This window comes from Bradyrhizobium sp. JHI2711, assembly GCF_056156565.1.
In genome coordinates this window covers 2,061,027-2,075,325 of the sequence record NZ_JBPZPT010000002.1, presented here as the reverse complement: position 1 = coordinate 2,075,325, position 14,299 = coordinate 2,061,027, and the positions used below count along the sequence as shown (strand labels likewise).

Annotated in this window: 11 protein-coding genes and 1 pseudogene; 4 read left to right on the top strand and 8 right to left on the bottom strand. The window is 58.3% G+C overall.

The genetic code is table 11. The features are described from left to right. Both ACTEK7_RS22295 and ACTEK7_RS22290 read right to left on the bottom strand, forming a co-directional pair. Window positions 1–1,198, bottom strand: a 1,198-nt coding sequence (locus ACTEK7_RS22295; RefSeq protein ID WP_474809527.1) for a cadherin-like domain-containing protein, incomplete at its 3' end; no start/stop codon positions are given. Between the two features lie 210 nt (window positions 1,199–1,408). Further along, window positions 1,409–1,711: pseudogene (locus tag ACTEK7_RS22290) on the bottom strand (DDE-type integrase/transposase/recombinase); the annotation flags it as partial. Between the two features lie 230 nt (window positions 1,712–1,941). Between ACTEK7_RS22290 and gmd the strand changes: the two are divergent. Further along, window positions 1,942–3,033: a GDP-mannose 4,6-dehydratase gene (gene gmd / locus ACTEK7_RS22285; protein ID WP_225147007.1), complete on the top strand. Its 1,092-nt coding sequence runs from the start codon at window positions 1,942–1,944 to the stop codon at window positions 3,031–3,033. A gap of 98 nt (window positions 3,034–3,131) precedes the next feature. Here the strand turns inward: gmd and ACTEK7_RS22280 are convergent, their stop codons facing one another. From ACTEK7_RS22280 to ACTEK7_RS22265, 4 genes are all read right to left on the bottom strand, one after another. Continuing rightward, complete coding sequence (locus tag ACTEK7_RS22280) at window positions 3,132–4,439, bottom strand: WcaI family glycosyltransferase (RefSeq protein ID WP_225147006.1); 1,308 nt, start codon at window positions 4,437–4,439, stop codon at window positions 3,132–3,134. Window positions 4,440–4,500: 61 nt separating this feature from the next. Beyond that, complete coding sequence (locus tag ACTEK7_RS22275; protein WP_036035462.1) at window positions 4,501–5,475, bottom strand: GDP-L-fucose synthase family protein; 975 nt, start codon at window positions 5,473–5,475, stop codon at window positions 4,501–4,503. A gap of 290 nt (window positions 5,476–5,765) precedes the next feature. Next, window positions 5,766–6,038 carry a hypothetical protein gene (locus ACTEK7_RS22270; RefSeq protein ID WP_225147005.1) on the bottom strand — a complete coding sequence of 91 codons (273 nt, stop codon included), beginning with the start codon at window positions 6,036–6,038 and terminating at the stop codon, window positions 5,766–5,768. A 201-nt stretch (window positions 6,039–6,239) separates the two neighbouring features. Beyond that, the gene (locus ACTEK7_RS22265; protein ID WP_225147004.1) at window positions 6,240–7,229 is read right to left on the bottom strand and encodes an ABC transporter substrate-binding protein; all 990 of its coding nucleotides are present in this window, start codon (window positions 7,227–7,229) and stop codon (window positions 6,240–6,242) included. A 376-nt stretch (window positions 7,230–7,605) separates the two neighbouring features. Between ACTEK7_RS22265 and ACTEK7_RS22260 the strand changes: the two genes are divergently transcribed. The 3 genes from ACTEK7_RS22260 (at window position 7,606) to ACTEK7_RS22250 (ending at window position 11,658) form a co-directional block, all read left to right on the top strand. Further along, the gene (locus ACTEK7_RS22260; RefSeq protein ID WP_225147003.1) at window positions 7,606–8,991 is read left to right on the top strand and encodes an undecaprenyl-phosphate glucose phosphotransferase; all 1,386 of its coding nucleotides are present in this window, start codon (window positions 7,606–7,608) and stop codon (window positions 8,989–8,991) included. 118 nt (window positions 8,992–9,109) lie between these two features. Then, entirely contained in the window at window positions 9,110–10,570 is a 1,461-nt protein-coding gene (locus ACTEK7_RS22255; protein ID WP_225147002.1) for a lipopolysaccharide biosynthesis protein, read from the top strand. After that, entirely contained in the window at window positions 10,567–11,658 is a 1,092-nt protein-coding gene (locus ACTEK7_RS22250) for a glycosyltransferase (RefSeq protein WP_225147001.1), read from the top strand. Before ACTEK7_RS22255 ends, ACTEK7_RS22250 begins: the two co-directional genes overlap by 4 nt. Window positions 11,659–11,676: 18 nt before the next feature. Here ACTEK7_RS22250 and ACTEK7_RS22245 read toward each other — a convergent pair whose 3' ends face one another. Together ACTEK7_RS22245 and ACTEK7_RS22240 are read right to left on the bottom strand one after the other, a co-directional pair. Further along, window positions 11,677–12,972, bottom strand: a complete 1,296-nt coding sequence (locus tag ACTEK7_RS22245) for a hypothetical protein (protein ID WP_225147000.1) — start codon at window positions 12,970–12,972, stop codon at window positions 11,677–11,679. Window positions 12,973–13,042: 70 nt separating this feature from the next. Beyond that, window positions 13,043–14,206, bottom strand: a complete 1,164-nt coding sequence (locus ACTEK7_RS22240) for a glycosyltransferase (protein ID WP_225146999.1) — start codon at window positions 14,204–14,206, stop codon at window positions 13,043–13,045. Window positions 14,207–14,299 lie beyond the last annotated feature (93 nt).

The following is a 14,299-nucleotide window of genomic DNA, read 5'->3' as shown; positions in this document are numbered from 1 at the left end:
CATCGGACGCCGTGTAGTTGAAGCTGACCTGCCCGTAGTAGTCCGCGGCCGGCGTATACGTCCAGGTGCCATTGCCGTTGTTGACGATGCTGCCACCACCGCTCGCCACGCTGACCGAGGTGATCGAGAGCGAAGAGCTGTCGACGTCCGTGACTCCAGCGAGCAAGGTCGCTGCGCTGATCGCATAAGAGACATCCTCCGTACCCGCAGCAAGTGCCACCGGCTTGGCCACCGGCGCGTCGTTGACTGCCGCGAGCATCAGGCCGGCGGTCGATGTCGCAGTCAGCGATCCATCGGACGCCGTGTAGTTGAAACTGACCTGTCCGTAGTAGTTCGCGGCCGGCGTATATGTCCAGGTGCCATTCCCGTTGTTGACGATGCTGCCACCACCGCTCGCCACGCTGACAGAGGTGATCGACAGCGAAGAGTTGTCGACGTCCGTGACTGCAGCGAGCAAGGTCGCTGCGCTGATCGTATAGGAGACATCCTCCGTACCCGCAGCAAGCGTCAACGGCTTGGCCACTGGCGCATCGTTGACTGCCGCGAGCATCAGGCTGGCGGTCGATGTCGCAGTCAGCGACCCATCGGACGCCGTGTAGTTGAAGCTGACCTGGCCGTAGTAGTTCGCGGCCGGCGTATACGTCCAGGTGCCATTGCCGTTGTTGACGATGCTGCCACCACCGCTCGCCACGCTGACCGAGGTGATCGACAGCGAAGAGCTGTCGACGTCCGTGACTCCAGCGAGCAAGGTCGTTGCGCTGATCGTGTAGACAATGTCCTCCGTACCTGCGGCCAAGGCTATAGGGCTTGCAACTGGCGCTTGATTCGCAACCTCATTGACGAGGAGGACATTCTGGGCTGTCAGTGAGCTCAGTTTTGTGTTGCTTAGAGTGAGAGATTCGCCATCTGATAGATTGATGACGACATCGGATCCGACTTGCTTCGCTGCAGCTTTGAAGGCTGCGAAACTCGTAAAGCCATAATTCTCGATGCGCAGTATGTCTCCACCTGCGCCACCAGTAAAATCGCTGATCGTGTCGGAACCAGATCCCTTGGAGATTACAAACGTGTCACGTCCGGATCTCCCGGTCAGCAAATCGTTACCTGCGCCCCCAGAAAGCAAGTCGTTGCCGGAAGTACCTATTACGATGCTCGCATAGTTCTTCGTGGAAGTTGTCGAAGTTGTTGGTTTTGCCATGACCGTTCCGCCGTTAATGCGGCAACGTTCCAAGCTTCGCCTCAAAATCAATTTACCGGGATCCAGATAAATTGAAGGAGATCTGGTCCGGGTCTCCGCTGGCTTAATGTTCGATGAAAAACGGGACTTTCATAGATTGTTCACTTACTGCCCACGGTCGGCGCATTCCTAAGGAATCCAAGTCCGTGTATTCATCGTTGGGATGACACGCCGTCGATCGTGCAGCGCCTCCCCCAGCGCATCAAGCGCGAAGCCGGCATGCGCCGTGCGCGAGGCCCGCCAGCCCACGATCCCCTGCGGGCATAGGCGTCGATCACAAAGGTGACGTAGACGAAGCCGGTCCAGTCGCGACATAGGTGAAGTCGGAGAGCCAAAGGACATTCGGCCGCGGCGCCTTTAACTGGCAGTTGACGTTATCTTGCGGATATCGCGCCGCCTTGTCGCTGATCGTGGTCTTGACGGATTTGCCGCGGACGCCTCCATGCAAAAACCAATGTCCCGCATCAGTCGCGACGCCCGGGACGGTTCACCGGAGGTCCGCGCTCGAGTTCAGTCATGGCGGAAGGTGACTGCTTGGAAGAATGGGAATTGCTCGGTAGCCCTGACTTCAAGTTACGTTGCACGACATCTCTGGCTCAACTGGAGGCCTCAAAGCCGTTAATCTAAGCTTGCTTTTTTGACCCAGCCATCTCCCCATTCTCTTCGTTTTCGAGTACGACGGCCTACCGCACCTAGAGATTATTATGACAAAGAAACGAGCACTTATTACCGGCGTCACCGGGCAGGACGGCGCCTATTTGGCCGAACTTCTTCTGCAGAAGGGATACGAGGTCCACGGCATCAAGCGCCGGACCTCCCTCTTCAATACGGACCGCATTGATCATCTTTATCTTGACCCGCACGAGCCCGATCCGCCCTTCCGGCTTCACTACGGCGATCTAACGGATTCTTCGAGCCTGATCCGGATCGTTGGCCAGGTGCAGCCGGACGAAATCTACAATCTCGCGGCGCAGAGCCACGTTGCCGTTTCGTTCGAAGAGCCGGAGTACACGGCGAATTCCGACGCTCTGGGCACTCTGCGCATCCTCGAGGCCATGCGTATTACCGGCTTGGAGAGGAAGGCGCGCTTCTATCAAGCGTCAACATCTGAGCTTTACGGATTGGTTCAGGAGATCCCGCAAAAGGAGACGACGCCGTTCTATCCGCGCTCACCTTACGCGGTCGCCAAGCTGTATGCCTACTGGATCACGGTCAATTACCGCGAAGCCTATGGCATGTATGCCTGCAACGGCATCCTCTTCAACCACGAATCTCCGGTCCGCGGCGAGACCTTCGTGACCCGAAAGATCACCCGCGCTTTAGCGCGGATCTATCTGGGACTGCAGGACAGGCTTTATCTGGGTAATCTGGATGCCTTGCGCGATTGGGGACACGCGCGCGACTACGTCGAAATGCAATGGCTGATGCTCCAGCAGGACAAGCCCGAGGATTTCGTAATTGCCACTGGCGTGCAACATTCGGTGCGAGAGTTTGTCAATGTCGCTGCCAACGAAGTGGGCATGACGGTCCGCTGGGAAGGAAGCGGCGTCGAAGAAAAGGGATATGACGCCAAGACCGGCAAGTGTGTCGTCTCCATCGATCCCCGGTACTTCCGCCCCACTGAGGTCGCGACGCTTCTTGGTGACCCATCAAAGGCCAAGCAGAAACTCGGCTGGGAGCCCAAGACGTCGTTCGAAAGCCTGGTTCGAGAAATGATGAAGGAAGATCTCGAATCCGCAAAGCGGGACGAACTCATCAAGCAGCACGGGTTTAGATATTATCCGCGCCACGAGTAATTCTTGTGGGTCGGACAACAAGGCGACCAAACCAAGCAGATGAGCGCCCATCGCGGCGCTCATTCTTTTCGAACGGGCTCCAACTGCTGTCGAATGCCTTAGGGCGACCGAACAGCATCCTCCATCGGAAGCCCGATATCGCTGGCAGCGCCCGTCAGGCCGGCATTCGTCTGCCCTGCCGCATTGCCCTGCCCTGTCATGGCCTCCGACCACCGGCGCACGATCGTACGCCGGTCCCAACGATCAAGGGCTCGCCTTCTTCCTTCTTCGCCGTAGTACTCGCGGAGGGCGGGCGCTTCGCTGAGCTGGCAAATTGCAAGCGCGAGCGCCGACGAATCTCCCGGTGGGATCACAAGGCCCGCGTTCGTAACCTCCAACGCAAGCCCGGTGTCTTCATCAGCCATGGCGATGACCGGCCGAGCAGATGCGAAGATCGCGCCGAGCTTCGAAGGCAACACGAGATCGGCGGCCTCGGCCTTCTGCGGAATCAAATGGAAATCGGCCGTGGCCATCAATTGATTGAAGCTGTCATTGGGCTGAAGCCCCAGGAAGTGGATATTGCGATGTCCGGCTGCAAGCTGCTCGAGCCTCATCTTGTCAGGCCCTTCGCCTGCAAGGATGAAGTGGATATGCGGATGACTTCGCTCCAGGCCAATCGCGGCTTCGATCACGAGCTCAAGGCCCTGCTTGTTGGACATCGTGCCGGAATACAGTCCAACGATATCGCTCTCAGCCAGGTTCAGCTGCTGACGGTATTTGGTCGCTCGGGACCCCGGGCAGATCGTAGTGGTGTCGATCCAGTTCCTCACCTCCGCGGTTTTGTCGGGCTGCAGCCCCTTGATCCTCAACCGCTCCACCATCGCATGAGAGATGGTTGAAACGTTATCGAATGATTTGAGGATCGCCGCCTCGACTCGAAGCATCCATTTTCGCAGGGAAGGATTGCGCAGCAGACCGAGATCGAACGCCGCATCCACCTCGAAATCCTGCACGTGAAGCCATGATTTGGCTCCGACGCAACGAGCTACGATTGAGACAAACGCAGCCGACATCAGCGATGGCGCGACAGCGATCATGACGTCGGGCCGCCAGGATACCGCCTCAAAAAGCACTGGCGCCGCGCTCGTGAGCGCGAATGAGGCGTGATGGACCAGCCGTCTAACGCCAGAGGGGTGTCCGGGCACATAAATCGGCGTACGTGTAACTCGAACACCATCAACATCTCTTGGTCTAAAGTACGACGATTTGAACGCCGGGGGAATCTTCCAGGCGGGATAATAAGGAGGCGCCGTGATCACTCTAACTTCGTGACCTTCGGCTACCAAACTTTCGCAGAGCTCCACGTTGTATTTCGCTACGCCGATCAGATCAGGGGCATAATTGATGCCGACGAGGAGAATACGCATAAAGTCCATCCAAATTCAAAGTTGAGAATAAAAAAGACGCTTGCAATCTAAGTAGTCTAGCTCAGCGCGTCGCGCCGACTTCCAGATGACGTCCTTGGCCTTGGAGATAATCTGCGTAGGCCGCTGCAAGGCCGGCCCGCAGGGCAACTTTCGGCTGCCAACCAAGACCCCGGATTCTCGAACTATCGAGCAGCTTGCGTGGTGTTCCGTCAGGCTTGGAGGTATCGAACGCGAGCTTGCCTCCATAGCCCACGACCTCCGCGACCGCTCGGGCGAATTCGGCAATTGCCAATTCGTCGCCACTACCGACATTAATCGGCATATCGCTTGAATAATTTTTCAGAAGGAAAACGCAGGCATCCGCAAAATCGTCGACATTGAGGAATTCGCGGAGCGGCGTGCCCGTGCCCCAAACCGAGACGCTGGGCGCATTGGCAAGCTTGGCTTCGTGGAAACGTCTGATCAACGCGGCCGGTACATGACTATGGTCGGGATGATAATTGTCGCCGCGGCCGTAGAGATTGGTCGGCATCACCGAGATGAAATCATCGCCGTACTGCCGACGATACGCCTGACACATCTTGAGGCCGGCAATCTTGGCGATGGCGTACCACTCGTTGGTGGGCTCAAGCGGCCCAGTCAGCAATTCGCTTTCGGCGATCGGCTGCTTGGCGTGCTTGGGATAGATGCAGGATGAGCCGAGGAACAGCAGGCGCCGCACACCAACTGCGTGACTTGCGCGGATCACGCTCAATTCCAGCGCGAGGTTGTCGCAGAGAAAGTCGACCGGGAAAATGTTGTTGGCTGCGATCCCGCCGACCTTTGCAGCGGCATGAACCACCACGTCCGGGCGATTGGCCTCGAGCCATCTGAGCGTGGGCTCTTCCTTCGTCAGGTCCAGCTCGCGCCGATCAGCCGTGAGCACGGTGCAATTTTCCGACGCAAGCCGGCGGACGACAGCTGATCCCACCATGCCGCGGTGACCCGCGACGAAGACACGTTTGCCCCTGAGATCGTAGGTTGAAGCCCCTGTCATCGTACCCTCTATCAGCATCGGTTTGGCTGGATCGCACCACTTGGCGAGATCCAGCGACCGGTCGCTTTACGTAATCGCGCTGCCGACGCAGCCCCGCGGAACTGGTAACACAATCTTCACCATGCGGCAGCCTGCCCGGCCCGACAAAGATATTCATGGTGAACCTGCGCTGCGCGCACAAAAGGTCAGCACACAATGAAACAAAAACGAGCAAGGCAGCCGCATCAATTGTGCGACTGCCTTGAAAACATCGATAACAGGCGGCAGCCGCCGCTCGGTTCACTTCGATCTCAGTACGCCCGACGCAGGACCGGACCGACAGGCGCGCAAACGCGGTCCATGTACCAGCCATAGGGCGTCTCGACCCGCACCAACGGACAGTGGCGCCGCGGCACATACCGGTAGGGATAGGGCTGCGCCCAGAACGTAACAGGCGTCACCTGGCTCTCGCCCGTGAGCAGGGCGGCCGGCGCGGGCATCTGCATTGCGGCGCTCGCTCCGCTCGTCGCGCAGAAGGTAACAGTTGCAGCCAAAAGACTTGCTCGCATCAACGTCTTAAACATCCAAAAAGCTCCTCGCCCCTGCGGACTGAACCCGCGCTTGTCAGCCCCCAGCCGACCAACGTCACGGTCCGTAAAGCTGCTCCGCGACTAGCCCAAATAGTGAACCGAACTTTACCAAGGGCACCGGCGGAAATGCAACCGATGCCGGCGCGGCCGAGGCCCTTTTGGAACGATATGGCGCGCAAGTGTGGCTTCTTGGTCCTATTTTTCCTGGCTCCAGGCGCCCGGAGCCGCGAGGTGGGGTGAACGGCGGTACACATCCCGCAGGAACTGGTAGTTGACCGTCTGAGCCAATGGCACCTCTTCCTCGCCCAGCTTGGCGAAGAGAAGGATATCCCGGAGTGTCCGCCAGCGGCTTTCGTCGTAGTCGCCGATGCGGCCGCCGGTCGGCAATACCAGCGGGCGCTGCTGCTGCAGCTCGAATTTGAGCCGCTCGGAATTCAACCTGGCCGGATCGGCGCCGGCGAGAACGGGCACGCTCCGTGCATAGTCCGCGTAGGTGAATTGCCATCCTCGAATGAGGCCCTGAAGGACATCGGCAATCATGGATGGCTGTTCATCGACGAGAATATTGCTCGCGAAATAGACCTGGCCCGGGACATGGATGCCGTAGTCCTGCGGCTTGATGACGTTCAGCTTCACGAAGGTCGGACTGGAGGCATCGGGCTGCTCGTCGATGGCGGCGATGATCGCATCCACCTCCCCCGCCCGCAGGGCATGGAAGCCGTCGCGATCTGGGACTTTGGTGATCTGGCTTCGGGGCAGCCCGAGCTGCGCCATCATGGCATCGAAGACGACGTCCCCCTCACTTGCCCTGCGGTATCCGACCCGTTTTCCGACCAGATCGGCCGGGCGCCGCAAGGCGGAGCTTTCGAGCGTGAAAATCGCGACGGAGGTATCGAGGAAGCTTGCGGCAAACGCCGTCACGGGGACGCCGCGCCAGCTCGCCAGCAGGAAGTTCTGGCCGCTCGTCACGCCGATGGCATGTTGGCGTGCAATGGTTTGGACGAAGTCTGGGCCTTCGGGCTGCGCCGACACCTCGATGCGGGAGGAGAAATATCCCTGCCTGGATGCGGCGAGCTCGCCGGCAAACCGCGCGCCATAGGGCCCATCAAGGAGGAGCTTGATGGCGACGGGCCTGGAAGCCGTTGGCGCTCGGAGGGGCGCCGCATCGGGACGCAGGAGAAGCACGAGTCCGACCAAAGCGACGGCCGCAAGGCCAATGGCGAGATACCGCTTCCCCCTCGGCCGGGTCCGCCGCCGGGACTGGGTGCGAGGCAAAGAGGATTTCCTAACGGGTTGTGAAATTTAACATATCAGTCGAGGCGGGATGAGCTACAATGCACGCTTGTGGGGTAAGGTTAATTTTTCCTTCGCCTTGTTCTAACAGCGATTTTGCCCGATAGCACGGCCTGTTCGGGGTAATGAATTTTGCGTCAATGGGTTTGGCAGGATGACATTTCTTTCCACGCGGCCGGTGCCCGTCGCTGATTCTGCGAGGGGAGTCCGGGGCGTCGAGCCGGCAGCATCCACATCTGTAGGGTCTGCGCTCAGCTGGCTGCGACCCATGGTGGTCGAGCGGCTGCTGGCGGTGGTGGATGCGGCACTGATCGTGGTCAGCGGGATCGGCTGCGCGGTGGGGTATCACGTCATCACGGGGGGCACCCTCGGCAAGGCGGACGTCTATGCGGCGGTGAGCGTGCTGGTGGCCATCAACTTCGTCCTGCTGACGGTCGTGCTGCGGGGCTATCGCCTCAAAACGGCCACCAACCTGCCCCGCACATTCCGGATGACGCTGACGACCTGGACCGGCCTGTTCGGCGCACTGCTGGCGATCGCCTTCACGATGAAGGTCAGCGACGAGTTCTCGCGCGGCACCACGATCTCGTTCTACCTGGTTGGCCTGGCGGCCCTGCTGGTTTGGAAGACCGTGGCGGCGCGCTGGACCGCGCATGCCTTGCGCACCGGCGCCTTCGCCAACGGACGAGCGCTTCTGATTGCCGAGTTCGGCCTTGCCACTTCGTCCAACGCGGTCGAGGAGCTTGGCCAGCATGGCCACCGCCTGATGCGGGTGATGGAGATCCCGGCCAAGGAGCTGGCCTCGCCGCTGCTGCTCTCCTCACTGGCGCCGCGCTTCGATGAGCTGATCAATTACGCGCGCGAGCACCGGATCGAGCACGTCTTCCTGCTGATCAACTGGAGCCGGCAGCATGCGATCGACAGCATTCTGGACGCGCTGAAGATCCTCCCCGTGCCGGTGCATCTGGTGCCGGATCCCACCACGGCGCGCTTCCTGCGCTATCCGCTGGTCGGCACCGGCAACACCTTCACCGCCGAGCTGCGCCGCGCCCCGCTCTCATGGCGCGAACGCGCGCTCAAGCGCGCGCTGGACCTTGCCGGCGCCAGCCTTGCGATGTTCGTGTTCGCGCCGGTGATGCTGGTGACCGCGCTCCTGATCAAGCTGACCTCGCCGGGGCCAGTGTTCTTCCGCCAGACCCGCCACGGGTTTGGCGGGCGCGCCTTCAGGATCTTCAAATTCCGCACCATGCGGGTGCTCGAGGACGGCCCGACAATCGTTCAGGCGCAGAAGAATGACCCGCGCGTCACGCCGATCGGCAAATGGCTGCGCAAGACCTCGATCGACGAGCTGCCACAGCTCCTCAACGTGCTCAAGGGCGACATGTCGCTGGTCGGCCCGCGCCCACACGCGGCCGCCCACAACACCGAATACGAGCAGATCATCGGCAACTACGCCTTCCGCCACCACGTTAAGCCCGGCATCACCGGCTGGGCCCAAGTTAATGGTTACCGCGGAGAAACCCGCGCGATCGAGCTGATGCAGAAGCGCATCGAGCACGATCTATGGTACATTAACAACTGGAGCTTGAGGTTGGATGTTTTGATTCTAGCACGGACTGCGATCCTTACTCTGTTCAAGCCAAGTGCTTATTGACGGGTCGCGCACCGATCGAAAGGTCACGCGCTGGTTTTACGATGCGAATAGATCAAAATTATAGCGCAGTCTCGGTAGCATCCCGACGTCGCCCGACCACGACCTGAGTACTCCGACCTTGTCGCTCGCACGCACCGCAATCGGCTCAATCTGGTGGAGTATGGTCGAAAATGGCAGCTTGACTGCCATTTCCTTCGCGGCCCTGATCATCTTTGCCAAGCTACTTGATCCCAGCGACTTCGGCACCTACGCGATCGCTGTATCGGTGATCGAGATCGCCGGCATCTTCACCAATATGTTGTTCCACGACGCCCTGGTTCGAGAGCCGAAGGCAAGCGACGCTCACTTCAACGCGGCATTCACAGTGTCCGTTGTTGTCAGCGTTGCAATCTTTGGCATCTTGCTGATCATATTCCCGCTTCTGGCCGCCCTTGTCGGCGATTCGCGAATTGGCGACGTCGGCCGCGTGCTTGGAGTTGGGTTGCTGTTCGAAGCTCCAACGAGCATTTTGAATGCGCGCCTGAGAAAAGAATTCGGCTTTCGACTTCTGGCAATTCGCACGCTGATTGGCCGCACCGCTGGAGCAGCGGTCGGAATACTGGCAGCCCTGCACGGATATGGTGTTTGGTCTCTGGTTATCCAATCGCTTCTCATGACGATCCTGGGCTCCGCCACGTTGGTGATGCTGACCGCGTGGCGTCCTCGCCTGACAAGAGAACTGCGTCCGCTAGCCGATGTGCTCAACTATAGCGTTGGAGCGGTCACGTCCCTCGCAACCAGCTTTGCCACAAAGCGCGCTTTCATCTTCTTTGCGGGGGTATTCCTCGGTGCTGAAAAAGTCGGATTCCTAAATCTGGCTTTTCGGCTCGTCGATACGGTCTGGGCAATCTCTGCAACCGCCATTTCGCAAGTTATGCTCCCACTGATGTCCCGGCTGCAACACGATCGAGAACGACTTCTTCGATCCTATAGAATTGCTCTCGCGGTGGGCTGCACTCTAATCTACCCGATCTTTGTAGGGATAGGTTGCGAAGCATCTGAACTCATCAGCGTAATCTTCGGCACGAAATGGCTCCCCGCCGCCGAGCCGGCACTCTGGTTAAGTCTCCTGGTTTTTGTTCAAGCTCCTCGCCTTTTCATGACATCTCTGTTGAGCGCCCTCGGCAAAATCGAGAGCGTCCGCTCGGTCAATCTTGCCGTCCTTGCCTATATGGCGATCGCCATTGCCCTTACCCGACTTTCCGATACAAACTATGCATTGGCGGTGTGGTCGGGCAGTGAATGCCTCGCGCTCATATTGTTGACGCTCTCGACTTATCGCAAATGCGCGTTCTCACCATATGAGCATCTTCGCATCCTGTCCGCGCCAGCGATCGCGTCGGCTCTAATGGCTGTCGCGATCAGTCTTACGCGCCAATTCCTGCCCAATATCGAGCCCGGCTTGGCGATCGCGGTACTTTCGGTTGTCGGCTTCGTGATCTATGCAGGATTGTCAGTGGTGCTCGCCAGGAGTTCCCTTGTACTCGCGGTCGAACTATGGCGCTCGCATCGACAGCAATCGCCCACCGAGAATTCATGAAGGTGCACGACATGACAGCCCACATCGACGCACCCTCTCAGGCGTCAACCCATGACGAATTGGTGTCGGTGATCATTTGCAACTACAACTATGAGAGATTCGTCGGAGAAGCCATATCGAGCGCTCTCAACATAGACTGGCCTCACGTGGAGGTGATCGTCGTCGATGATGGCTCAACGGATCAATCCCGAAGCATCATCGAATCTTTTGCGTCGCACGGTGTTAAAGGGATCTTCCAAACCAATCATGGCCAAGCGCGCGCAGCCGAAGAGGGCTATCGAAACAGCCAAGGCAAGTGGATCATGTTCTTGGATGCAGACGATGTGGTTCATTCATCCCTGATTCGGGAGGCTCGAGCCGTGATGAGGCCCGGCTGGTCATCGATTCAGTTTCAGATGAGACTGGTCGACGAGACCGGTCGATCTCTTGGGAGCGTGTTCCCGAAATACACGAAGAACACTACGCCCGAGAAGATCAGGAGATCGCTGGCTACCACTGCTACCTATCCGACCCCCCCTACGTCCGGAAATCTGCTTTCGAGGGAGTTTCTCGACAAGATATTCCCGCTGCAAGAAGGCATGGACAGAGCGATCGACAGCTATTTTCTTGCGACAGCCCCCCTGCTCGGCGATGTCATAACCGTCAGCAAACCGCTGGTCTCGTACAGAATCCACGGCAACAACCATGGCGCCCAGCTGACCTTAAGCGTCGCCCGCATCGCATTCGATCTTCGAAGACACATTGTGCGGACGGCCTATGGGGCTAACCTCGCTCGGGAGTTTGGCGTCGAGGTAGCTCCCGACCGGTGGCGCTACGGGTTCTATAATCTTGCGATGAGGGTAGCGTCTTTGCGGCTCGCTCGCGAAACGCATCCTATTCAGGATGATACGGTCAAGAAGTGCCTGAGAGACGGGCTGATCGCTTTCTTCCATCCGCAAGGTCTCACTCCGTTGAGACATGTTGCGATGTCATTCTGGCTGGCATGTGTCGCCATAGCGCCGAAACGGATCGCCCGCGTTCTCGTTTCTTGGCGCTTCGCCCCTACATCTCGTCCTAAGCTCGTACAGCGAACGATTCAGTCAGCTTAAACGACCGGAAACGGAGACTCAGCCCGGTTGCTGTATCCGGGCGCCCGGAGCCGCCCTGAACACTGGTTTGGGGTCCTTGTGCACCATGCTCAACATCCAGACCAGAAGCACAAAGTCAGGTTTCAGGATATTTCCAGCACTGATCCACGCGTAGAGAATCGCATTGCAAATCTCGGGGCATAACCGGCTCGAGTACAGCCGGTACGCAAAGAGTGCCGTGACACCGCAAAAGCCCGCCAAGCCGTATTCGTAGATCAACTTTGCCCAAGTAGGATCGTTGATTTCGTACTTCAGCTGAAGCGCGGCAACGGTACGGAGATAACTTCCACCCCCGTTTCCGAGCCAAATCGCGACGCTACCCTTCTCGACGCTCCGCTCCAGCATCTGAAGCGGAGCCACAAATCGAGCGTAGCCGCTCGAGCCCTGGCTGTCGAACTCCGACAAACGATCAAGCCACAAGCCAAGTCCAGGAATTTCGGACCCGTAGGCGAGCAGCGCCGATAGGAATATGATCGTTGCCAGGAAGAGCGGAATCTTCCTGAGAGAGGTCGGCACAAGAAAGGCGACCATGACGATCAGGATACCCGAGCCAGAGACCGACGATAACAAACCCGCCAGCAGCAGAATGACGACGGGTATCCGTCTCTGCGCGGAATGGTACTCGAGCAAAAAACCGATCGCGGTCAGAACGGATAATGTTGCGGACTCTCTCAAGAAAAAGCCATTGGCCTTGACGATACCGCCACTCTCTCGAAAGAACGAGTAAGTGCCAGCCCCACGAATTTCGTCAGGCAAGACAAAAGCAATGTTGATGAGGCTGGTCGCCTTGAAGGCATTGATGGCAAGCAGTTGAAGAACTGCAATTGCCGATATGATCGCAGTTAGAAAAACGAACGTGGACTGGACGTAGGTGGCGACTCGTTCCACCCCATCGCGCTGAACGAGCCTGACCGAGAATGGCGCATAGAGGCAAAGCAGAAGAAGGAGTGAACTCCATGAAGTCGGCTCTGCCGAATAGCTTATCCGGCTGGAAGCGACCACCGCGATGATCAGCCAAAGCACGGCAATCGAAACTTCCAGCGCCGCGAAACCAGAGCCCAGGAGGTAGGCGCTGAACGCCAAATAGCAAAATAGGTCGGTCGAAGCCGGGAATTCCCCAATGTTGATGGCAATTTGCGAGAGGAATAGCAACGAAACAACGGAGCACCAGACAGTGAACTTCGCGAGCCGGGTCAGCTCCACTCCTGCCCCATCCCCCAGGACCCGATATTGCTCCTTCCAGGAGCCCGAAGAAGCTTGAACTCTTGCTGTCATGTCACGGCGCCAAATTTGAAAAGGAACGGCTCGAAACTACTGAAGTCTCACCAGCGGGGCCTCGAGTCATTCACCCCAGGAAGACACGGCTCATGCCCTTGATGCCCGCCGCTAATCCAAACCGCTGCGCCACCAAGCCTTGAAGTTCGGTTTGACGGCGATTGAGGCCTTCCAAGTCATCGATGTTGCGCACGATGAGACTGGCGAGTTCACTCAAACTTTCGGCCTCGAATATTGCAGAGCGCTCCTCTGCAGCCATACCCGTCAACGCGGTCCGTAGCCCAAAGATTGGCATGCCGGCGAAGGCATAGTCCAGAATCTTCAATTTGAAGCCACCACCCAAGACTTCGGCGACCAGCCCGCCCCTACACGTTTCAAAAAGCGGCCGCACATCGGGCAAGCGGCCGTGGAAGGTCACGAACGGATCTCCTTCATGTTTCGTCCGAATGGTTTCCGGCACCGCGCCCACAATCTGAAGACCGATTGCATTCCGACGAAGAGTTGGGACCAGCCCCTCCAGTATCTGTTGCAGGTTCCGCTGCTTCGCAGCCCATTCGAAAGATCCGAGCAGGATCAGAGATCTCGGACAGGCCTCGACAATAGTGCGGGCAGGACTCACTGTACCAAGATAGACCGGGGGAATGACATGGATGTTCTTGCAGAACCGATGAAAATACGCAGCATCGTCGCCGGTGATGCAAACCACTGCATTCGCAACCTCAACAATTTTCCGCTCTAGTCGCCGGTACTTCTCAGCGTCCAGCCTCATGACGGCACGTCGAGCGATCCCGTCGAATTCCCCTGCAACGCTCGGACGAACCAGGCCCTCGGCGTTGTGCGCTATATAGCAGATCGGCACGCCGCGATTTTTGACCATATCCAGAACGCCTGCCGAATTGGCGTGATCGATGACGATCCAATCCCAGCCCCGGCCCAGGATGTCATTGAGCTCTTTCCGAAAGAGCGCAGACGCGAGGTTATACGCGTCCCTTGGCAGCGAAGAGACCAGGCTACCGAAACCCACGCCATTTACGGGTCGAACGATACTGCACGTCACCCCAGGCAGGCCAAACGGCTTCTCATCATCCTTGTGACCAGCCCTCTCGGCGCCGAAGACATGAATAGCTACTTTCCCAGAGACAGCGAGCGCTTCAATCAGCCCGGCAGAGTAGATCGCATCTCCACTGTAAAGTGGGGCTGGAGCGCGCCCGGAAATCCAAAGAATTCGTTTCAAGAGCAACCTCCAACGGATGTTTGACCCGCTACGCCGATCCTTTACGCGGCATACAGATTGTCATTGGGTTCGTGAAGGCAATACGACCTTGGC